At 66.3% G+C, this 21384-nt stretch carries 17 protein-coding genes; 10 read left to right on the top strand and 7 right to left on the bottom strand.

Translation table 11 applies throughout. From position 1 onward, the window contains the following. Positions 1–14: 14 nt before the first annotated feature. Positions 15–1253, top strand: a complete 1239-nt coding sequence (locus BXU08_RS04195) for a TetR/AcrR family transcriptional regulator (RefSeq protein ID WP_077508941.1) — start codon at positions 15–17, stop codon at positions 1251–1253. A 10-nt stretch (positions 1254–1263) separates the two neighbouring features. Here the strand turns inward: BXU08_RS04195 and BXU08_RS04190 are convergent, their stop codons facing one another. From BXU08_RS04190 to BXU08_RS04170, 5 genes are all read right to left on the bottom strand, one after another. Continuing rightward, positions 1264–1665: a Dabb family protein gene (locus BXU08_RS04190; RefSeq protein ID WP_077508940.1), complete on the bottom strand. Its 402-nt coding sequence runs from the start codon at positions 1663–1665 to the stop codon at positions 1264–1266. Positions 1666–1738: 73 nt separating this feature from the next. After that, complete coding sequence (locus tag BXU08_RS04185) at positions 1739–3037, bottom strand: MFS transporter (RefSeq protein WP_077508939.1); 1299 nt, start codon at positions 3035–3037, stop codon at positions 1739–1741. Between the two features lie 53 nt (positions 3038–3090). After that, the gene (locus BXU08_RS04180; protein WP_077511994.1) at positions 3091–5841 is read right to left on the bottom strand and encodes a TonB-dependent receptor; all 2751 of its coding nucleotides are present in this window, start codon (positions 5839–5841) and stop codon (positions 3091–3093) included. A 211-nt stretch (positions 5842–6052) separates the two neighbouring features. Then, complete coding sequence (locus tag BXU08_RS04175) at positions 6053–7123, bottom strand: acyl-CoA dehydrogenase family protein (protein WP_077508938.1); 1071 nt, start codon at positions 7121–7123, stop codon at positions 6053–6055. Between the two features lie 112 nt (positions 7124–7235). Continuing rightward, positions 7236–8456 carry an acyl-CoA dehydrogenase family protein gene (locus BXU08_RS04170; RefSeq protein ID WP_077508937.1) on the bottom strand — a complete coding sequence of 407 codons (1221 nt, stop codon included), beginning with the start codon at positions 8454–8456 and terminating at the stop codon, positions 7236–7238. A 166-nt stretch (positions 8457–8622) separates the two neighbouring features. Here BXU08_RS04170 and BXU08_RS04165 point away from each other — a divergent pair, with 166 nt between their 5' ends. The 9 genes from BXU08_RS04165 to BXU08_RS04125 all read left to right on the top strand — a co-directional run bounded on the left by BXU08_RS04165 (position 8623) and on the right by BXU08_RS04125 (position 18706). After that, positions 8623–9837, top strand: coding sequence for a TCR/Tet family MFS transporter (locus BXU08_RS04165; RefSeq protein ID WP_171982414.1), 1215 nt, complete (start codon positions 8623–8625; stop codon positions 9835–9837). A gap of 45 nt (positions 9838–9882) precedes the next feature. After that, a complete protein-coding gene (locus BXU08_RS04160) occupies positions 9883–10584 on the top strand; it encodes a glutathione binding-like protein (protein WP_077508936.1) in 702 nt (233 codons plus the stop codon). Between the two features lie 100 nt (positions 10585–10684). Then, on the top strand, positions 10685–12178 hold the full coding sequence (locus BXU08_RS04155; RefSeq protein ID WP_077508935.1) for a class I adenylate-forming enzyme family protein: 1494 nt from the start codon (positions 10685–10687) through the stop codon (positions 12176–12178). Next, a complete protein-coding gene (locus BXU08_RS04150) occupies positions 12175–12948 on the top strand; it encodes a thioesterase family protein (protein WP_077508934.1) in 774 nt (257 codons plus the stop codon). The genes BXU08_RS04155 and BXU08_RS04150 overlap by 4 nt, the downstream gene beginning before the upstream one ends. 244 nt (positions 12949–13192) lie before the next feature. Then, positions 13193–13609, top strand: coding sequence for a hypothetical protein (locus tag BXU08_RS04145; protein WP_077508933.1), 417 nt, complete (start codon positions 13193–13195; stop codon positions 13607–13609). 78 nt (positions 13610–13687) lie between these two features. After that, positions 13688–14407 carry a response regulator gene (locus BXU08_RS04140; protein WP_077508932.1) on the top strand — a complete coding sequence of 240 codons (720 nt, stop codon included), beginning with the start codon at positions 13688–13690 and terminating at the stop codon, positions 14405–14407. A gap of 32 nt (positions 14408–14439) precedes the next feature. Beyond that, positions 14440–15717, top strand: a complete 1278-nt coding sequence (locus BXU08_RS04135; protein ID WP_077508931.1) for an ATP-binding protein — start codon at positions 14440–14442, stop codon at positions 15715–15717. Positions 15718–15755: 38 nt separating this feature from the next. Continuing rightward, entirely contained in the window at positions 15756–17288 is a 1533-nt protein-coding gene (locus BXU08_RS04130) for a tryptophan halogenase family protein (RefSeq protein ID WP_077508930.1), read from the top strand. Further along, a complete protein-coding gene (locus BXU08_RS04125) occupies positions 17285–18706 on the top strand; it encodes a hypothetical protein (RefSeq protein WP_150125408.1) in 1422 nt (473 codons plus the stop codon). Before BXU08_RS04130 ends, BXU08_RS04125 begins: the two co-directional genes overlap by 4 nt. Before the next feature lie 7 nt (positions 18707–18713). On the opposite strand, the gene BXU08_RS04120 is transcribed toward BXU08_RS04125, so the two are convergent. Next, complete coding sequence (locus tag BXU08_RS04120) at positions 18714–19919, bottom strand: alginate export family protein (RefSeq protein WP_077508929.1); 1206 nt, start codon at positions 19917–19919, stop codon at positions 18714–18716. A gap of 64 nt (positions 19920–19983) precedes the next feature. Then, on the bottom strand, positions 19984–21348 hold the full coding sequence (locus BXU08_RS04115) for a cation:proton antiporter (protein WP_077508928.1): 1365 nt from the start codon (positions 21346–21348) through the stop codon (positions 19984–19986). Positions 21349–21384 lie beyond the last annotated feature (36 nt).

The raw sequence follows: 21384 nt of genomic DNA, 5'->3' as shown, positions 1-21384 counted from the left end.
TAGACTGGCGTGCAATGAATGCACCTGGAAATCTAGAGAGCGGCGGAGGCACCAAGCGCTTCCAGGCCAAGCGCGACGCGATCCTTGCCGCGGCGGCCGACGCAATCAACGAACAGAGCGCGAAGGGCATGACCTTCGCCGATGTCGCGCGCCGCGTCGGGCTTAACACCACGTCGGTGACCTATTATTTCAAACGCAAGGAGGATCTCGCCGCCGCCGCCTTCGAGCAGACGCTCGAACGGCTCGACGCGATGCTAGACGCCGCGCTGGCGGAGCCGACCCCCGAAGCCCGCGTCGCGCGCTACCTCAACATCAACATGGAGCGACTTGCCCGCATCCGCCGCGGCGACGAGCGCGATTTCGCGATCCTGTCGGACCTGCGCGCGATGGAGGACCCGATGAAGGGCCAGCTCATGGCGGGCTGGCGCAACATCTTCCGCAAGACCCGGAGTCTGTGGGGCACCGGGCGCACGCGCGCCGAGACCGACCTCCACGGCGCCCGCGCACATGTGCTGCTCGAAAACACCTTCTGGCTCACCGCCTGGCTGCCGCGCTACGAAGTCGACGAATATCCGCGCGTGGAGGCGCGGCTGATGGACGTGTTCCGTTCCGGCATCGCCTCGCCCGACCAGGATTGGGCGCCGGGCCTGCTCGATCTCGAGCATGAAGAGCCCGAGCCGGGCCGCGAAGCCTTTCTCCTCGCTGCCACCCGCCTGATCAACGAGCTCGGCTATCGCGGCGCCTCGGTCCAGCGCATCGCCTCCGAACTGAACGTCACCAAGGGCAGCTTCTACCACCATCTCGATGCCAAGGACGATCTGGTGATCGCCTGCTACAAGCGCAGCTTTGACATCATCGCCGATGCCCAGCGCCTCGCCGAGAGCCATGAAGGCAGCCATTGGGAGCGGCTGGAGAGCACCGTTGCCACTCTGCTCGACTATCAATTCTCTGAGCGTGGTCCGCTGCTGCGCACCACCGCATTGTCGGGCCTGCCGCCGCATGTGCGCACCACGATGATCGACCGTTCGAACCGCATCGCCCGCCGCTTTGCCGGCATGCTGTCGGACGGCATCGCCGAAGGCTCGATCCGCGCGATCGATCCGCTTGTCGCGTCGCAGGCGCTGATGGCGCTCCAGAACGCCGCGTTCGACATGCGCAAATGGGCGAGCACGATGCCCCGTGAAAAGGCCGTGGCCTTCTACGCCTCCACCCTCGCCTATGGCCTGTTCGACGATCGCGTGCTCAGGGACTGACGCAGCCGGCTCACACCGTCCGCATGTCGTAGACGATCACCTTGCGCCACAGATGCTCGCAATTGGCGACGAACGCCTTGTGGAGGGGATGGTCCTGATAGACCTTCTGATCGACGACATTGTCGAACACCATGAGTTCAGAGATGTCGAAGCTAGAATCCACGACGTCGCGCTGCTCGGTCGACGCCGGTACGCCGATCTGCAGGTCGCGGATGACCTCGATCCCGGCGAGCGTACGCAGCCCGCTGACCAGCGCCTCGCGATCCGCCGCCGAACCGGGGTTCTTCAGCCAGAAAAAGACGTGATGGACGATCTTGCCGCCGTCTGCGGGCGCCGCCGACGCTTCCTTCGAGACCATTGCCACGCCGCCCAAGGCAACACCTTTCACCACTTCCCTGCGATTGACTGCCATTCCGCCACCTAGCCCCACCTTGCGCCTCAGCAACGAGACGTTGCGGCGATAGTCCCGGCCCGGGCGCCCGGCGTCAAGCCGCGCCGCGCTTGAGCAGCACCCCGGCGCGCCAATAGTGGAAGATCGCCCAGGGCGTCACCGCGGCAAACACCAGCATCGACCAGCGCAACGATTCTGCCCCGAGCGACGGTTTGAGCAGGTCGCTGATTACGCCGACCAACGTCGGCCCCAGCCCCAGACCGATCAGGTTGATCACCAGCAGCGTGATCGCCGCCCACAATGCCCGCAGCCGCACCGGCGCCAGGCCCTGGATCAACGCGAAGGTCGGCCCGAGATAGCTGTTCGCCAGCAGCACATACAGGAAATAGCTAACCACCGCGGCGGCCGGACTGCCCAGCAGGAAGAATCCGAGGGTGAACGGCAGCGCCAGCGTCTTGAGCACCGCCACCATCGTCGCCTGCGCGTGCAGCCCGTGGGTGCGCGCCAGCCTATCGGCCAGCTTGCCGCCGAACACCGCCGACGCCGCTCCCGCAACCCCCGCGGGAAGCGCAACGTACAGCGAAATCTCGCGCACCGAAAAGCCCAGCGAGCGCACCATGAAGCTCGGCCCCCAGGCAGTCAGCCCATAGCCGATCATCGACGTGAGCGTCACCGCCATCACCAGATGCAGCGCCGGCCCGTTGGCGAGGATCGAGCGGAAGCCGTTCGCCAGCGACGGCATCGTATCGTGTGCCGAATGGGTGTGTGCATCGGCCATTCCCCGGCGGGGTTCGACGACGAACAGCCACACCACCACCGCCAGCACCAGCCCCGGCAGCCCGATCACGTACATCGCGACGCGCCAGCCATAGGCGCTGGCCACCAGCCCGCCGATGAAGGTGCCGAGCGCCGCGCCGAGCACGACGCCGAGCGAATAGATGCCCATCGCCCCGGCGCGCTTCTCGGGCGGATACAGGTCCGCGATGATCGAATGGCTGGGCGGCGACGATCCCGCCTCGCCGATCCCCACGCCGATCCGCGCGACCAGCAACTGGACGAAATTCTGCGCCAGCCCGCCCGCGGCGGTCATCGCGCTCCAGATCGCCAGGCTGATTGCGACGATGTTCTTGCGATTGGCGCGATCGGCCAGCCGTGCGACCGGAATGCCCAGTGTCGCGTAGAAGATCGCGAAGGCGAGGCCGGAGAGCAGCCCGAGCTGGGTGTCGCTGAGCTGGAGGTCTTTCTTGATCAGCTCCTGCAGGATGGCGAGGATCTGCCGGTCCATATAGCTGAAGAAATAGGTCAGCGTCAGCAGCGCCAGGGTGAGGGTGCGGCGCCGGATCGCAAGGGCGTCGGCGGCGGACGCGTCGGCGCCCGCGGAAGTAGGTGGCATTGCCTGGATCACCCCAAAAAAAGGGGGAGCGGACCGGCCGCTCCCCCTCGGGATCAGAAGCGCGAACGCAGCGTCACGCCGTACGTCCGCGGCTCGGCCAGATAGGCCGAGAATATCTGCCGTCCGCCCGGATATTGCGGGTCGGTGAAGGGCGTGCTCGCAGCGCCCTCCTGGAACGGCGAGTTGAACGCCACCTGGGAGTAATTCTCGTTGAAGATGTTTTGTGCCCAGAATTCCAGCGCCCAGCGCTGTTCCGGCCCGCGGATGCCGATGCGGCCGTTGAAGATCGCATAGCTGTCCTGTTCCTTTTGCGGGAACAGGTCGGAGCCGGTGTTATAGTCGTCGGTCAGGCGGGTGTCGAAATAGAGCAGGCCGCTCAGCCCCGAGCCGCCGATGTCCGGCGTCCACGCGAACGACGCCGTAGCGACGATCTCGGGCGCGTTCGACAGATTGTCGCCCGGCAGCTTGCGCAGCGCCTGATCCAGCGGCCCACCCGCGGCAGTGCCGACCAGCTGGTCGCGATATTTGGTCTGGGCATAGGTCAGGCCCATCCCGACGCGTATGTCGCGATGTGGCACCAGCGACGCCTCCAGCTCGACACCCTGTGCGCGAACGCCATAGGTGACGTCGTCGGCGCCGCACGAGCCGGTCGTTCCGGCAGCGGCATTGTAGCTCGTCCCGGTCGGGAACTTGCTCTGGTCGCGGTCGCCGCCGTTGAGGTTCGCGCTGCAGCCATTGACGTTCTGCACCAGGAAGACCGTGCCGTTGAACGTGTTGAGCTGGAAGTTTTTGAACTCCTGGCGGAATGCGGCGATGTTCAGGCTGAACGGCCCTGTCGAGTATTTCAGGCCCAGTTCGAACGCATTGACCGTCTCGGGGTCGAACTGGAGGTTGCCCACCAGCGCCTGCGCACCGGCCTGGCCGCCGAACGGCAGGATCGGCGCCTTGAGTGCCGAACGGTCGAGGTTGAACCCGCCCGCCTTGTAGCCGCGCGAATAGCTGGCATAGACCAGCAGATCCTCGGTCGGCTTGTACGAGAGCACTGCGGTGCCGGTGAACTCGTCCTCGTTACGCTCGTCGTTGATCGAAACGCCGTTGAGCTCGGCAGTCGCATTGCCCTGGCACGAAAGCCCGAGAATGCCGTCGACCACCGCAGTCAGCGTCGCCACTCCGCGCAGCGGCAGCAAGCTCGCCTGGTTCTGGGTGCAGGCCACGTTGTCGTTGCCGAACGTCGCATCGAACTTCTTGCGCTCGTTGGTGTAGCGAAGCCCCAGGGTCAGATCGAGGCCCTTGGCCATGTGCACGATATTGTGCGTGAACACCGCCCAGTTGCGGCTGTTCTGGTTGTAGGTGTCGAGCGTAGAGCCGCGATTGTTGATCCCGTCCAGCCGGTCGATTGCCGCGTAGATCAGCGGCGATGCGGCACCGAACGTCGCCGCGGGACGCACTGCCAGGCAGCCCGCCGAGGTCGGCGAATAGAGCGGCGAGAGCCCGCCGCCCGAGACGAGCCGGCACGTCGCGAACCGGCCATATTGGTTGCCGAAGCGCAAATTGTCGGTGACCTGCAGGTCTTCGTTGGCGTAATAGCCGCCGATCAGCCAGTCGAGCTTCTCGTTGAACGCCGTGCCCTGCAGCCGCAGTTCCTGGCTGAACGTCTTGAAGTGCCGCGCCGAATTGCCGTCCGCAGCGCGATACAGGATATCGACGAAGCTGTAATCGGTGTCCGACCCCTGGTCGCTCAGATAGTCGCGATAGCCGGTGATCGACGTCAGCTTCGCGCCGCCGATATTATAATCGATCTGCAGCGATGCGCCCCAATCCTTGGTGGTACCCGAATAGCTGCGGCCAGGCGTGATATAGACGTCGCGGCTATAGCCTTCGGTGAAGGCGGCCGCCGGCTGGCCCAGCGCCTGCAGCACGCGAACGATGTTGTTCTGCGCCGGATCGTTGAGCCCGCCGATATATTCGTTCATCTGGTTGCTGACATAGGTCGCCGCGCAGCATTCCTCGTCGCGCTTGGTATAGTCGCCGATCAGCCGGATTGAGAGGTCGCTCGACGGCTCGAACATCAGCTGACCGCGAATGAAATAGCGGTTGCGGTTGTTGATGTCCTGGTCGTTGGTGACGTCCTGGTAGAAGCCGTCGCGCTTCACATAGACGCCGTCCACGCGCGCCGCGAGCGTGTCGCCCAGCGGCGCGTTGACATAGCCCGACACACGCAGGTGATCGTAATTGCCATAGGTCACTTCGCCACCTGCGCCGAAGGTCGGCGAAGGCGCCTTGCTGACGATGTTGATCAGGCCGGCGGAGGCGTTGCGTCCGCCCAGCGTACCCTGCGGCCCGCGCAACACTTCGATGCGGTCGATCTCACCGAGTTCGTTGAGGCCGATGCCCGAGCGCGAGCGATACACACCGTCGATGAACACCGCGACCGAGCTTTCGAGCCCGGGATTATCGCCGACCGTGCCGATGCCGCGAATACGCGCCGAGCCATTGGCTTCGCTGCCGGTCGAGGAGACAAGCAGCGACGGCGCTACCTGGTTGAGCGCGCGGATGTCGGTCGCGCCGGATTGCTGGAGCGTCTCGGCGCTGATTGCGGAGACTGCGAGCGGCACATCGGCGAGAACCTGCGCACGGCCCTGGGCGGTGACGACGATCTCGTTCGAATCATAGCCGCTGCTCTGCTGCTGCGGCTCGGCATCGCTGGTCGTTGCAGCGTCCTGCACTTCCTGTGCCCAGGCGGGCGCCGCGAGCGCCATGATCATCGCCGGAACCGCACAGGCCGACATAAGGCGTAACCGCATCGTCATCTCCCTCTCCACCACGAGCTGGAACGCTTTCCGGTTCCATACCCTACCCTCGAATAACAACCTTTTCCCTAAGGCGCGTCAAGCATAACAAACGTTGCAAAGCGGGACTGGCTGTCAGGTGTTGCCCGATTGCACCAGTGCGAATTTGGGTGCGCCGCAACAAACCGGCTTTCGGAAAGCCGGTCCAGACGATCGGTTGATGCGATCAATAGCCGTTGAGTTGCGCGAAGCGCTCGCGGTGCCACGCGGCATTGCCCCACATCGCCTCAAGCACGCGCGCGCGCTTGAGCGTGAAGCCCGCATCATGCTCGTCGGTCATGCCGATCCCGCCATGGAGCTGGACCATCTCGCGGCTGACAAGGTGGAGCGTCTCGCCGGACACCGCCTTGGCGAGGCTGACTTCCTGGCTGACGTTCGCGCGTCCGGAATCGATCGCCTCGAGTGCGCCCTCGACCACCGATCGCATCAGCTCGAGCTCGGTGAACATCTTCGCCATACGATGCTGAAGCGCCTGGAAAGACGCCAATACCTGGCCGAACTGGACGCGCGTCTTGAGATAGTCGTTGGTCTGCGCGAACGCGGCCTCTGCCATGCCCAGCATCTCGGCGCACAGTGCCGCCGCAGCGCGATCGGTCACCTGGGTGAGCAGGTCGGTGCCGCCCTCCAGCTTCTCGGCCGGTGCGCCGTCGAACCGGATTTGCGCGTGGCTGCGCGAGTCGGTCAGTTTGCGCGGGCTCCGCGTCACACCCTCGTCGCCTGACACCAGATAAAGCCCGTCGGTCGCCGCCACGACGAACAAGTGTGCGCTGTCGCCCTCGGCGACGAATTCCTTGGTCCCGCTGAGCTTGCCGCCCTCGACAATCGTCGCAATCTTGTCAGGGGCGAACCGCGGCCCCTCGTCCGTCGCCAGCGCCGCCACCACGTCGCCTGCAGCGATCCGCGGCAGCCACTCGGCCTGCTGCGCCTCCGAGCCGCCGAGGATCAGCGCGCTGGTCGCCGCAGCCGTGGCCGCCAGCGGCGTCGCGGCTAGCGTGCGCCCCAATTGCTCGAGCACCAGCCCGAGCGACAGATAGCCCATCCCCGCGCCGCCCCGCGCCTCGGGAACCAGGATCCCGGCCCAGCCCATCTCGCCCTGCGCCTGCCACGCCGCAGCGTCGTAGAACGCCGCCGGCGCCGCATCGCGCATCTTGCGGAAAGCAGTGACGGGCGATTCATTGTCTGCCCATTCGCGCGCCATATCGCGCAGCATCGTCTGTTCTTCGGTCAGTACGGCCACAAAAAACTCCCTCTCTCTCTCTCAGGGAAGATGGCTGGGGAGAGGGGCAGTGCGGCCCACTCTCGCCATGCCCTCTCCCCGACCCTCTCCCCGCAGGCGGAGAGAGGGAGGACTATTGATGATCCAGCATCCCGAGGATGCGCTTGGCGATCACGTTGTTCTGGATTTCGCTCGATCCGCCATAGATCGACACTGCTTTGCCGAAGAGCCACGACCGGACATCCTTCAACGCATCCGCCTCGAACCCCTCGCCTTCCCAGCCGAGCCCGGCGAGTCCGCGGATCTCGATCAGCAGCTCGGAGCGTTCCTGCATGATCCGCGCGCCGACATTCTTCATGATCGAGGTCGCCGCCGACGGCCCCTGGTTCGACTTGGCCTCCAGCGAAGCCCGGCGCAGCGTCAGCATGAAGGCGCGCATGTCCATGTCGTGCCGCACGATCCGGCCGCGCAAATCGGCGTCGGCAATCCGCCCCTGCTCGTCCACTCCGACATATTTCTTGGCGAGCTGCCCAAGTGGCGCGCCAGAGAACATCCGCCCCGCAGTCGATCCCCCGCCCGACAGGCTGGAGCGCTCATGCTGGAGCAGCCGCTTGCCGATCGTCCAGCCCTCGCCTTCCTGCCCGACGCGGTTGGCCTTGGGCACTTTCACATCCGTGAAGAAGGTCTCGCAGAACGGCGATGACCCGGAGATCAGCCGGATCGGCTTCACTTCGACGCCCGGCGTATCCATGTCACAAAGCACGAAGGTGATGCCTTCATGCTTCTTGGTCTTGTCGGTGCGGACAAGCATGAAGCATTTGTCCGCCCATTGTCCGCCGCTGGTCCAGGTCTTCTGGCCGTTGACGACATAATGGTCGCCGCGATCCTCGGCGAAGCATTGCAGGCTGGCGAGATCCGATCCCGCGCCGGGCTCCGAATAGCCCTGGCACCAGCGCACCGTTCCCTTGGCGATCGCCGGTATATGCTCGCGCTTCTGCTCTTCGCTGCCATATTCGAGCAACGTCGGCCCGAACATCATCACGCCCATCCCGCCGATCGGATTCCACGCGCCGATCCGCGCCATTTCCTCCTGCAGCACGCGCGCTTCGGCACGGCTCAGCCCACCGCCGCCATATTCCTTGGGCCAGGTCGGCACGCCCCAGCCCTTCTCGCCCATGGCCGCCTGCCAGGCATCTTCCTCGGACGAGTTCTCGTGCGGCCCCTCGACCGCCGACATTGCGTTGTCCTTGCCCTTCAGCGAAGGCGGGAAATGCGCCCCCAGCCATTCGCGGGCGTGCGCACGAAATCCCTCCAAAGGGTCCGTCGGCGCGTCGATCTCGGGTGCGGTCGCCATCTTCCTCTCCATGCCGTGTTCGGCTCGATTCGAAGATGCGGTATGGTCGCCGTGGCGTCAAGCGTCGAACTTCGCTTGGCCTTGGTCCGGTTTTGCGCGCGATGATGCTTGCGCCTTTGACGTACCCCTATTGTTCCGCCACAACTCGACGGCAAAGGGGAAGTCGATGAAGTTCCACCACCGCGCGGTGCCGATCGTGCTGTCCGCGATCCTGATCGATTCGATCGGCTTCGGCATCGTCATGCCCGTACTCCCGCGCCTCATCGTCGATCTCGCCCATGTCAGCCTCGAAGATGCTGCACGGATCGGCGGCTATATGCTCGCCGCCTATGCCGTCACCCAGTTCTTCGCCGGCCCGATCCTCGGCACCCTCGGCGACAGCTTCGGCCGCCGCCCGGTGCTGCTTTTCTCGATGCTCGCCTTCTCGATCGATTACGCCTTCATGGCCGTGGCACCGAGCATCGCCTGGCTGTTCGTCGGCAGGATGATCGCCGGGATCGCGGGTGCCTCCTATGGCCCCGCCAACGCCGTCCTCGCCGACGTCACGCCGCCCGAAAAGCGCGGCGCGACCTTCGGGCTGATGGGTGCGGCCTTCGGTATCGGCTTCATCCTCGGACCGGCGATGGGCGGATTGCTCGCCGGCTTCGGCACCCGCGCGCCGTTCATCGCCGCCGCGGTATTGGCTGGGCTCAACGCGCTGTGGATCCTGGTCGCGCTTCCCGAGACGATGCTCCCCGGCCAGCGCCGCGCCTTTCGCTGGGGCAACGCGCACGTTTTCGCCGCGTTCAGGCCGCTGCTCCATGCGGGCAATGCCGGCTGGCTGCTGATCGCCGCGTTCCTCTGGCAGTTCGCCCACATGGTCTATCCGGCGACCTGGGCGTTCTGGTCCGAGATCGCGCTCGGCTGGGACGAGCAGGCGATCGGCTGGTCGCTCGCCGCCTCGGGCGTCGCAATGGCGCTGGTCCAGACATTGGTGACCGGCCGCGCGATCAAGCGCTGGGGCGAGGCGCGCACCGTCGTGCTCGGCATCCTCGCCGGCGGGCTGGTGTTCTTCGGCTATATCTTCGCGCGCGAAGGCTGGATGGTCTATGCGCTGATCCCGCTCAGCGCCTTCCAGGCGCTCGCCTACCCCTCGATCAATGCCCTCCTGTCACGCATGACCGACGCCCAGCATCAGGGCGCGCTGCAGGGCGGCATGGCGAGCCTCAACAGCGTCGCGCTGATCCTCGCCCCGCTCACCCTTACCCAGGCGCTGGCCTTCGGTGCCGAGCGCGGCTTCCCCGCGGGCAATTTCGTATTCGCCGCGGCGCTTGCGCTCGCCGCGCTGCTCATCGTGATTCTGCGCGTCGTGCCAAAAGTTCGCCCCGCACCGATTGCGTAACGAAAACCGCGCCCCATCTCCCGCGCTCAAGCACCGGAGACCATCATGATCGAGCTCTATTATTGGCCCACCCCGAACGGCCACAAGATCACGCTCTTCCTCGAAGAGGCGGGGCTCGATTACGAGATCCATCCGGTGAACATCGGCAAGGGCGACCAGTTCGACCCCGAATTCCTCAAGTTCAGTCCGAACAACCGCATGCCCGCGATCATCGACCGTGCCCCCGCCGATGGCGGCGAGCCGATCAGCGTGTTCGAAAGCGGGGCCATCCTCCTCTATCTCGCCAACAAGACCGGCAAGTTCTTCGGCCCCGACCAGCGCACCAAGATCGAGCAGTCGCAATGGCTGATGTGGCAGATGGGTGGCCTCGGCCCCATGGCCGGACAGAACGGCCATTTCAACGTCTACGCGCCCGAGAAGATCGACTATGCTATCAACCGCTATGTCAACGAAACCAATCGCTTGTATGGTGTCCTCAACAAGCGCCTCGAGGGCCGCGAGTTCATTGCCGGCGACTATTCGATTGCCGATATGGCGAGCTATCCGTGGATCGTGCCGCACGAGGCGCACAAGCAGAATCTCGACGATTTCCCCGCCCTCAAGGCCTGGTTCGATCGCATTGCCGCCCGCCCCGCTACGATCCGCGCCTACGAAAAAGGTGGCGAAGTCCGCTCCTATGCGACCCCGATGACCGACGAGGAACGCAAGGTCCTGTTCGGCCAGACGTCGAGTGCGTCAAAAAGCTGACCATCCTCCAGGCCTCTCCCGCTTCAGTCTTGGGCGTGGATAGAATTTTCGAAACTTGCGTATGGCGTTCGTCCCGGCGGTCGGTTAGCGTTCCAGACATATGGGGGACACTTTCACGACCGCCGCGACGATGCTCGCCAGCGACTTCGCCACACTCGCCGATCTCATCCGCGCCCATGCCCGCGAACGCGGCACCAAGCCCGCGATTGTCTTCGGCGACCGCGTAGTGAGCTATACCGAGCTCGACCGGACGATGGATCGCATCGCCTTCTCGCTCCAGCGCGACGGCGTCACGCCGGGCCAGCCGGTCGCGATCCTCGGCCCCTCCACGCTGGACTATGGCCTGGTGCTGCTGGGTGCCCTGCGCGCCGGCTGCGTCGCCGCCCCGCTCGCCCCCTCCGCCACGCCCGGGCAACTCGCCGCAATGGTTGCCGATTGCGGCGCGCCGATCCTGTTCCACGACGCCGCGCACGCCATCGACGTGCCGGTGCGCACCGTCGCGCTGGAAAATCTCGACGACTGGCTCGGCGACGGCACGCCGGCGCCCGCGATCATCGCCCCCGAAGATCCGTTCAACATCATCTATTCTTCCGGCACCACCGGCACGCCAAAAGGCATCGTCCAGCCGCACGCGATGCGCTGGGTCCATATCGGCCGTGCCCCTGCCGGGTTCGGCGAAGCAGTGACGATGGTCGCCACCCCGCTTTATTCGAACACCACACTGGTCAGCTTCCTCCCCACGCTCGGCTGGGGCGGCACGGTCGTGCTGATGGCCAAGTTCGACGCGCGCGACTATCTGGTCCAGGCCGAGAAGCACCGCGGCAGCGTCACGATGCTGGTGCCGGTCCAGTATCGCCGGCTGATGACCGATCCCGAATTCGACCGCTTCGATCTCTCCAGCTTCACGCTCAAGACCTGCACCAGCGCGCCCTTCTCCGCCGAGCTCAAGGCCGATGTGCTCGCCCGCTGGCCCGGCCTGCTCGTCGAATATTACGGCATGACCGAAGGCGGCGGCACCACGATCCTCATCTGCAACGCCCACCCCGACAAGCTCAACACCGTCGGAAAGCCGATCGACGGCCACGACATCCGCCTGATCGACGACGAAGGCCGCGAAGTCGCACAAGGCGAGACCGGCGAAGTCGTCGGCCGCTCGGGCGCGATGATGACCGGCTATCATGGCCGGGCCGAGGCCACCGACGACGCCAGCTGGTATGACGAGGCCGGCAACCGCTTCATCCGCCACGGCGATATCGGCCGCTTCGACGAAGACGGCTTCCTCACCTTGCTCGATCGCAAGAAGGACCTGATCATCTCGGGCGGCTTCAACGTCTATCCCTCCGACCTCGAAGCGGTACTGGCCCAGCATCCCGAAGTCGCCGACTGCAGCGTCGTCGGCATGCCGTCCGAGCAATGGGGCGAGACTCCGGTCGGGTTCTATGTCGGCGGCGGCGAAACCGCGGATATCCTGGCCTGGTGCAACGCCCGCCTCGGCAAGACCCAGCGCCTTGCCGATCTCCGCCGCGTCGACGAGCTGCCGCGCAGCGCGATCGGCAAGGTGCTCAAGCGCGAGCTGCGCGACCGCCATCTATGACACCGATCGCCGATATCCTCGCCGCCGCCGAGCGCCACGACGCCGGGTTCCGCGCCACGATCCCGGGCGACTGGATGCAGGGGCGTACTGCCTATGGCGGGCTTTCCGCTGCACTCGCGCTTCAGGCCGCGCTCGAACTCGAACCCGACCTGCCCCCGCTCCGTTCGGCGCAGATCGCGTTTATCGGCCCGCTCGCCGGTGACGTCACCGTCACCGCGACCAAGCTCCGCCGCGGTCGCAACGCCGCCTTCCTCCAGGCCGATGTGACGTCCGAGGCCGGCCTCGGCCTGCGCGCGACCTTCGTGTTCATGGCCGAGCTTTCCTCGGTGATCGCGCATGACGAAGCGCCCCGTGGCACGATCGCGCCTCCCGCGCCCGACGCTGAACTCTACACCGGTCCCGAAACCTTCTTCACCGGCAACTTCAATTTCTGGGATTCGAAAGCCGATCTGGGGCCCACCGAATGGCTGCGCTGGGCGCGCCTTCGCGCGCGCGAAGGCCTCCACCCGATGGTCGAACTGATGGCGATCGGCGACGGCCTGCCCCCCGGCGCCTTCAAGCTCGCGGCGCAGCGCCAGACTCCGCTCAGTTCGCTCAACTGGCAGATCAACTTCCTCACCCCCGAGCCGCGCACCGATGACGGCTGGTGGCTCCTCCACGCCCGCGCCGACACCGCGCATCACGGCTATAGCAGCCAGCGCATGTCGATCTGGAATGCCGCCGGCGAACCGATCGCAGAAGCCATGCAGGGCGTCGCGATCTTCGGCTGAGCCCCAAGCCGAAACCCACCCGTTCCCCGGCGAAGGCCGGGGCCCAGTTGCAATCCCGTCGGTGGATGGTGCCAAGCTCGCCAGTTCGTCGAAGCTGGGCCCCGGCCTTCGCAGGGGTACAATATGCGTCGCACCTCCCGCGACAATTTGCGACAACTTGCCCACTCGCTGACAAACCCTTGCGACAGCTCCCCGCCAAAAGGCCATCAGTCGCGGAATTCCGCGCCCTGTTGGAGTTCGCCGCATGAACAAGACCCTTGCCGCCGCGCTGCTCGGCACCGCGCTGCTCGCCGCCCCCGCCCTCGCCGCGCCGCAGGCCGGCGCCGACCCCTTCGGCCAGGCCGATACCAATAGCGACGGCACTGTCACAAAGGCTGAGTTCCTCGCCGATGTCGACGCACGGTTCGCCAAGCTCGACGCCAACAAGGATGGCAAGATTGCCAAGGACGAGCGCCCCGGCGACGGCACGCGCGGCGGCCGCATGATGGGCCGCATCGACACTGATGGCGACGGCGCCATCTCGCTCGCCGAACAGCGCGCCCAGGCCACGCGTCGCTTCGAGCGCCTCGATACCAACGGCGACGGCAAGCTCGACCAGGCCGAACGCACCGCTGCGCGTGAGCGGATGCGCGGGATGATGGAGCGCCGCGGCGCCGAATAGCTTCCCTGTGCCGGGCGGCTTACCCTCCTCTCGCCGCCCGGCACTTCTTTTCATCGTCGGAGTTGTTACGGTCGCATCATGTCCGAAGCCCCCCATCTCCTCCTCGTCGACGACGAACGCTCGATCCGCGAGCCGCTCGCGCAATATCTCACCAAGCAGGGGTTTCGCGTCACCCAGGCCGGCGATGCCGAGGGCGCTCGCGCGCGGATGGCTGCCTACGCGATCGATCTCGTCATCCTCGACATCATGATGCCGGGCGAGGACGGCCTGAGCCTTTGCCGCCATATCCGTGAGACCGGCGAAACCCCGGTGATCCTGCTGACCGCGCGCAGCGAAGAGACCGACCGAATCGTCGGACTGGAGATGGGTGCCGACGACTATGTCGTGAAGCCGTTTTCCCCGCGCGAGCTCGCCGCGCGCATCAAGGTCATCCTCCGCCGCGTGGCCGGCGGCGGCGCCAAGCAGCATGCGCCCGAGACCGGCAGCTACGCCTTCGCCGGCTGGGTGCTCAAGACCGGCGAGCGCGCGCTGGTCGACCGCGAAGGCGTCTCGGTCCCGCTGTCGACCGGCGAATACAACCTCCTCCACGCGCTGGTCACCCGCCCCCGCCAGGTCCTCACCCGCGATCAGCTGCTCGATCTGACCCAGGGTCGCGAGGCCGCCGCCTTCGACCGCGCGATCGACAACCAGGTCAGCCGCCTGCGCAAGAAGATCGAGCCCGACGCCAAGAACCCCGCGCTGATCAAGACCGTCTGGGGCGGCGGCTACACCCTCGCCGCCGAGGTGACCCGGCTTTGAGGCGTTTTCTCCCGAAAAGCCTGGCCGGCCAGATGGCGCTGCTCATCGCCGTCGCGCTATTCACGGCGCAGGCAGTCAATTTCGCCATCGCCGTGCGCGACCGCACTCAATTCCGGCTCGCCCAGGCGACGAGCCAGTCGATCACGCGGATCACCGACGCGCTCGAACGCGAACGGACCAACGGGCGCGCGCTGTCCCCCGATCGGGGCCGGGTGCGGCGGGTCGCGAACAATCCGATCCCGTCCGGGCTCGAACGGCGCGACGAAGTTGCTGCAGAGCTCCGCGCCCAGCTGTCCGAACTCGGCATCGCCGCCGGACGGATCGACACCGGGATCCGCCAGATGGCTCCCGAAGAGAGCCGCGATCGCCGGCGGCCGGGCATTGCGCTGGTCGTCGCGATCGAGCAGCCGGGCAAGGGTTGGCTTACCACCAATGCGCCCTGGTATCGCGCCGATCGCCGGCTGATTGCCGCGCTGATCTTCCAGACCCTGATCCTCTACGTCATCATCCTGTTGCCGGTGATGTGGATCGTCCGCCGCATCTCCAAGCCGTTGCGCTCGCTCGCCGGCGCCGCGCGCGACTTTCGCCCCGGCGATGGCGCCAACCCGCTCGAGGAGCGCGGACCCAGCGACGTCCGCGCAGTGATCGCCGCCTATAATCTGCTCAGCCTGCGCGTGAACGCGATGCTCGACGAGAAGGACCGTATGCTCGGCGCGATCGGCCACGACCTTCGCACACCGCTCGCCGCGCTGCGCGTCCGGATCGAATCGGTCGATGACGACGACGACCGCAATCGCATGGCCGACACGATCGACGAGATGAACCGCACGCTCGACGACATCCTGTCGCTCGCCCGCCTGGGTCGGCCGAGCGAGCCGCCCACCGACGTCGATCTCTCGGCCTTGATCGACGCGGTGGTCGATGATTTCCGTGAGCTCGATCACCCGGTCGAGTTCGAGGAAGCGCCGCGGCTCAAGATGCACCTGCGCCCCTCGCTGATGCGCCGGGCGGTGCGCAACCTGATCGAGAACGCCGTCAAATATGGCGACGGCGCGCAAGTCCGCCTGCTTCCCGGCGAGCACAAGGTCGCGATCGAAGTCGCCGATCGCGGCCCCGGCATCCCCGCCGACAAGCTCGCCGCGGTGTTCGCGCCGTTCACGCGATTGGAGACCTCGCGCAACCGAGACACCGGCGGCATCGGCCTTGGCCTCGCGCTGGCGCGTGCGATCGTCAATGACGCCGGCGGCGACATCGTCCTCGCCAATCGCGACGGCGGCGGCCTCACTGCGACGATCACGCTGCCGCGTTAGCGGTTCCCGTAGCCGGCGCTCTGCGCTAGCAAGGGTCGATGCGGGAGAAGCGCGAGATACTGGTGGTCGGCGGGGGCACGGCCGGGTGGCTCACCGCCGCCTATCTCGCGCGCTTCTTCGAGGGGCGGATCACGGTCACGCTGCTCGAATCCCCCGATATCGGCATCATCGGCGTCGGCGAAGGCGCCTTCCCGACGATTCGCTCGACGCTCAAATTCCTCGGCATCGACGAGACCCGCTTCATTCGCGAGGCTTCGGCCACCTTCAAGCAAGGCATCCGCTTCAACGACTGGCTGCATGCGCCAAGCCCCGACGGCACGCGCCACCAGTATCTCCACCCGTTCGAAGCGCCCTTCTACACCGAAGGCGGCAGCCTGGTCCCCTATTGGCTGCTCCAGGACGCGGACAGCCGCCCGCCCTTCGCTGCGGCGATGACAATCCAGAACCGCGTCGCCGAGGCCCGGCGCGCACCCAAGCGGCCAGGCGAAGGCGATTATGCCGGCCCGCTCAACTATGCCTATCATTTCGACGCGGCCCGTCTCGCCCAGGTGATCGAGGCACGCGCGGTCGAGCTCGGCGTTCGGCATTTGCGCGGCCTGCTCACCGGCGTCGACCTCGCCGCGGACGGCAGCATCGCCGGCATCCGCACCGACGCCCACGGCACGCTGGAGGCCGACCTCTACATCGACTGTTCTGGCTTCCGCGCCGAGCTGATCGGCAAGGCGCTCGGCGTGCCGTTCAAGTCGGTCAAACACCAGCTGTTCACCGATCGCGCGCTGGCCTGCAAGATCCCCTATGACCGGCCCGACACACCGATCGAGAGCTTCACGATCGCCACCGCGCACGAGGCAGGCTGGACCTGGGACATCGGCCTCGAAGGCGCCCGCGGCATTGGCTGCGTCTACTCCTCCGCGCATATCGGCGACGATCGCGCGGCGGAGATCCTGCGCCGCTATATCGGCCATGACGACTATACCGCCCGGATAATCCCGTTCGAGCCCGGCTATCGTGAGCGCCAATGGGTCGGAAACTGCGTCGCGGTCGGCCTGTCGGGCGGCTTCCTGGAGCCGCTCGAATCGACCGGCGTGGTGCTGATCGAGGCCGCGGTCGGCATGATCGCCGAGCTGTTCCCGCATAGCGGCCCGGCCGACGCACCCGCGGCGCGGTTCAACCGGCTGATCGCCGCGCGCTACGAGAACATCATCAACTTCCTCAAGCTCCATTACTGCCTGAGCCGCCGCCCCGAGCCCTTCTGGCGCGACAATGCCGATCCCGCCTCGATCCCCGAGCCGCTCCAGGAGCTGCTCCGGCAATGGCGCCACCGTCCGCCCAGCCGCTTCGACTTCCTGCTCGATCTCGAAAGCTTCGCCTTCTTCAACTACCAGTACATCCTCTACGGGATGGAATTCCCCACCGATCTCTCGGCAAGCCGCGGCGATTTCCCCAATGTCGAGGCGGCGGAGAAGCTGTTCGCCCGCATCCGCAATTTCAGCGAACAGGCGACCCAAGACTTGCCGAGCCACCGCGCGCTGATCCGCGAGATCAACCAGGGGGCGTCGCGGGGGGCTTGATCCGCCGACTTTCCCCGCCGGCCCGGTCCGGGCTCGCATCGGCGCTGCTCTGCGCCGGCGTGCTGCTCTTCTTCTGGCCTGGTGTCGCGCATTATGACAGCGTGGCCCAGTACCAGCAGGTCGTTTCCGGCGCCTATTATGACTGGCATCCGCCGGCGATGGCGCGGCTCTGGTCGCTCTTCCATGCGCTGGGCTGGACCGGCCAGGGACCGATGTTCCTGCTCCAGACCCTGCTCTGCTGGACCGGCCTGGGTCTCCTCGCGGCGGCGCTGGCCCGTAGCGGCGCACGCGTCGCCGCACTCGCGGTGCTCGCACTCGGCCTGTGGCCGCCCTTGCTCGGCTGGCAGGCGGTGGTGGTCAAGGACGGGCAGATGGCCGCCACATTGCTGGCGGCAACCGGCCTCGTCGCCTGGCAGCGGCTGCGAGGCAGGCCGCTCGGCGCCCCCGGCACCGCCGCAGTGATCCTGCTCCTCGGCTATGCAATCCTCGTCCGGTCCAACGCCGTCTTCGCCGTGACGCCGCTCGCGGTCGGGCTGCTCGCGCCGTGGCGGTGGCGCGACTGGCCCTCGCGGATCCTGCTGATCGTTGCGGCGACGCTTGCCGTCCTCGCGCTATCCCCTGCGATCAACCACGGCTTGCTGGATGCCGAGGAAAGCGGTGTCGAGGCCACCCAGCCGATCTTCGACATCGCCGGCATCGCGCATCGCGCCGGGCCACAGGCAGTGCCGTTGCTGCGGCCGGAAACCTGGCACCGTCTGGAGGCGCAACGCTGCCACTCCTCGATCCTGTGGGACATATTCTCGATCGGCAAGCGCTGCGATTTCCTCCAGCACGACCTCACCGGCCGGCCCCGCCAGGAGCTATTCTCGGCTTGGACCGGCGCCATCATCGCGCACCCCGGCGCCTATCTGTCGCATCGCGCGGCGCACTGGAATGCGACGATGCGCTGGTTCGTCCCCTGGCACTTCCCGCAGGCGGTGCCCCAGGCCCAATCGCTGCCCAACACCTTCGGGCTCGGCTCGCCGAGACGTCAGGTGGTGCTCTATGACCGGTTCGCCGGCTGGCTCGCCAACAGCCCGCTCGGCGCGCCGATCCTCGCGCTGGCCGTGGCATTGGCGGTGCTGGCCCTGGCGCAGCCCGCGCAAAGTGCCGCGCACGGCCTCGCGGTTCCGCTCGCGCTATCGGCGACAGCGATGGAACTGAGCTTCCTGGTCGTCAGCATATCGATCGACTGGCGCTACCATCTCTGGTCGATGCTCGCCGCCGGACTGTCCGCGATCCTGCTGCTCACCGAGCCGCTTCCGCGGCGTCCGGCGCGGATTGCGCTGGCGATGCTGGCATTGGTCGTTCTCATTGCGCTAGGCGCACGGCTGGCATTGCCGCAGATCGGCGACGACTATTCGGCGCTGATCCGCTGAGCCCGCCTCACAGGCTCCAGTCGAACTGTAGCCAGAATTTGTCGGTATCGGTCGCGAACGCATCCGCCTTGTAATGCGCATAGCGCGCCGACAGCGCATACCGCCCCCGCTTGACGCTCGCCAGCAGGTCCAGCTCGTCGCCGTAATGCTGGTCGAGCCGATCGCTGTCGAAACGGTGGACGACTGCGCTCAGATTGACGGTGTCGAACGGCCCCACGCCTTTCCAGCCATGCCCCAGCGATCCGTACAGGTCGCGCAGCCCATTGGCCGGGGTCGGCCCGACCTTGCCCGCCCAGCCATTGTAGCGGAACGCCGAGCTCAGCGGCACCTGCACGCTTGTCAGCGCCACGCCCTGGTCGGCGCCGAGCACTTCATAACCCGCCGTCGCGCTCAGCCCCTTGGCAGTCAGGCTGGCCTCACCCTGCCAATAGCCCGCGGCATAGTCGTTGGGATTGCGGCGCCAGTCGCTCTGCCGCGCCCAGGTCGCGACATAGCCGAGCTTGAGATCCTTGCCGATCGGCGCCGCCCCGACGAAGCGCACGCCATAGGTCTGGCTCGACAGCCGATAGCCCTGCACCGCCGCTTCGTCCTGGTCGATAAGATAGGCGAACCCGGTCAGCGTACCCACTGCGGTCCCATAGTTCAGTAGCGCAAAGACATTGTCCCCGCCGATCGCCGTCGGCCGCGCGCCGGTGCCGTTGCGGCCGTTCACCGTCCGCACGCTCCAGCTATAGGTCAGGTCGGCGCTCAGCCCCTTGGGCTTGCCAAGCTGGACGCGCACTGCGTCGAAGGTCTGCTCGCTCTGCCGCCACGGCGCCGATCCGACGAAGCGATCGTCGCCGAGCGCGATCCGCTGGCGCCCGAGCGTCACTGATCCGCCCGTTCCGGCGTAGCGAATCTGCGCGCGGTTGAGCTCGATATTCTCGGGATCGACCACCAGCGGATAGGCGATCTTGCCGTTGGTCCCGTCATTATAGCTATCGGCAAGCGCCACCACGCCCTCGCCTTCGATCAGCGCGGACCAGCCGGTCCAGCTCGCCGTCAGCCCCGGCCGCACCCGCAGCGTCACCGCATCGGCATCGCGCGGCACTCCTTCCTGATCGACATGCTCGTAGCGCAGCCGCACGTCGGCGCTGGGCGTCAGCTTCACGTCCTGCGCATGCGCAGAACCACAAGCCAGCAGCCCCGCGGCCCCGGCAACCATCCGTTTCATGAATTTCTTCCCCGGAAAAAGATGCCCGCCCCGCAAAGCGCGCGGGGCGGGCTACAGGAGGAACTCAGGCAGTGGCGAGGCGCGAGTCGATCTGGTCGAGTTCGCCGGTCTCGCGGGCCTTCTTGCCATAGACCAGTTCGAAAACCGGGGTCGCCATCACGGTGGTGATGATCGCCATCAGCACCAGCATCGAGAACAGGGTCGGCCCGATAATGCCCTTTTGCAGGCCGATATTGATGATGATCAGCTCCATCAGCCCGCGCGAGTTCATCAGCGCGCCGATACCCAGCGCCGTCCGGTTGTCTTCACCCGAAAGCCGCGCCGCAGCGTAGCAGGCACCGAACTTGGCAAGCACCGAAACCACCAGGATGCCGAGTGCGATCAGCAGCAGCGACACCGAATTGACCATGTCCATCCGGGTGTTGAGCCCCGAATAAGTGAAGAACATCGGCAGCAGCAGCACCACCGCCAGCGGCTCGACCTTGCGCTTCAATTCCTCGACGAACAGCCCGCGCGGCATGCACACGCCGATCAGGAAGCCGCCGAAGATCGCATGGATGCCGATCGCGTCCATCACGAAGGCCGAAAGGCAGAACAACAGCATGGTGATCGCGAGCACGTTGGTGCTCATCTCGCCCCGCGCCTCGACTGCGCGGCCCAGCGGCGCGAGCAGCTTGCGCCCGAACAGGATCATGAAGCCGGCATAGGCGACAGCTCCGACGATCGCGATCACGGCAACGCCCGGCCCGGCGCCGAACGTGGCAAGCACCACTGCCAGCACGCACCAGGATGCCGCATCGTCGAATGCGCCCGCGGTCAGCGTCAGCGTGCCGAGCGAAGAATTGGCGAGCCCGCGCTCATTGATGATCCGGGCGAGCATCGGGAAGGCAGTCAATGCGATGCACGCGCCCATGAACAAGGTCGCGTTCGCCTGGCTGATCCCGGCAGTGAACAGCCCGGGCACGGCGAGCAGAAACGGCGTGATCAGCGCGGCAAGCAGGAACGGCGCGGCGATGCCGGCTGCCGAAACCGTCGCGGCGCTTTTCGCCTTGGACTGGAAATGATCGAGCCGCAGCGTCAGGCCGACCATGAACATGTAGAGGCCGACGCCCAGCTGCGCGCCGACATAAAGAACGTTGCGCGTCTCCTTTGGGAAGATCGCGAGCTGGAGATCGGGAAAGAACAGCCCGAGCAGCGACGGCCCGAGCACGACGCCAGCGATCATCTCGCCGACAACCTGAGGCTGCTTGAGCAGCTTCTGCCCGAGCCAGCCGACGACGCGGCAAGTGAGAATGATGACGGCGAGCTGCAGGAAGAAATGCACGCTGAAGTCCGCCGGCGTATAGCTTTTGACGGCGTTCACGGCCGGCCCGTGCGGATTGAGCACGTCCGTCAGCGCAAACCAGGAATTCTCCAGTAGATCCAGCATTCAACCTCCCCCGATATCATGTCCGCGCGGCAATGT

The organism is Sphingomonas sp. LM7, from assembly GCF_002002925.1.
Lineage (GTDB): Bacteria > Pseudomonadota > Alphaproteobacteria > Sphingomonadales > Sphingomonadaceae > Sphingomonas.
Note: the sequence above shows the minus strand (reverse complement) of the source record. Positions and strands in the feature narration are given on the sequence as shown.

Bases quoted from the DNA above. Each gene is read 5' to 3' on its own strand.
- BXU08_RS04180 (WP_077511994.1), bottom strand. From the start codon at position 5,841: ATGCGGTTACGCCTTATGTCGGCCTGTGCGGTTCCGGCGATGATCATG.
- BXU08_RS04115 (WP_077508928.1), bottom strand. From the start codon at position 21,348: ATGCTGGATCTACTGGAGAATTCCTGGTTTGCGCTGACGGACGTGCTC.
- BXU08_RS04140 (WP_077508932.1), top strand. From the start codon at position 13,688: ATGTCCGAAGCCCCCCATCTCCTCCTCGTCGACGACGAACGCTCGATC.
- BXU08_RS04155 (WP_077508935.1), top strand. From the start codon at position 10,685: ATGGGGGACACTTTCACGACCGCCGCGACGATGCTCGCCAGCGACTTC.
- BXU08_RS04190 (WP_077508940.1), bottom strand. From the start codon at position 1,665: ATGGCAGTCAATCGCAGGGAAGTGGTGAAAGGTGTTGCCTTGGGCGGC.
- BXU08_RS04195 (WP_077508941.1), top strand. From the start codon at position 15: ATGAATGCACCTGGAAATCTAGAGAGCGGCGGAGGCACCAAGCGCTTC.
- BXU08_RS04160 (WP_077508936.1), top strand. From the start codon at position 9,883: ATGATCGAGCTCTATTATTGGCCCACCCCGAACGGCCACAAGATCACG.
- BXU08_RS04165 (WP_171982414.1), top strand. From the start codon at position 8,623: ATGAAGTTCCACCACCGCGCGGTGCCGATCGTGCTGTCCGCGATCCTG.
- BXU08_RS04185 (WP_077508939.1), bottom strand. From the start codon at position 3,037: ATGCCACCTACTTCCGCGGGCGCCGACGCGTCCGCCGCCGACGCCCTT.
- BXU08_RS04120 (WP_077508929.1), bottom strand. From the start codon at position 19,919: ATGAAACGGATGGTTGCCGGGGCCGCGGGGCTGCTGGCTTGTGGTTCT.
- BXU08_RS04145 (WP_077508933.1), top strand. From the start codon at position 13,193: ATGAACAAGACCCTTGCCGCCGCGCTGCTCGGCACCGCGCTGCTCGCC.
- BXU08_RS04130 (WP_077508930.1), top strand. From the start codon at position 15,756: ATGCGGGAGAAGCGCGAGATACTGGTGGTCGGCGGGGGCACGGCCGGG.
- BXU08_RS04135 (WP_077508931.1), top strand. From the start codon at position 14,440: ATGGCGCTGCTCATCGCCGTCGCGCTATTCACGGCGCAGGCAGTCAAT.
- BXU08_RS04170 (WP_077508937.1), bottom strand. From the start codon at position 8,456: ATGGCGACCGCACCCGAGATCGACGCGCCGACGGACCCTTTGGAGGGA.
- BXU08_RS04150 (WP_077508934.1), top strand. From the start codon at position 12,175: ATGACACCGATCGCCGATATCCTCGCCGCCGCCGAGCGCCACGACGCC.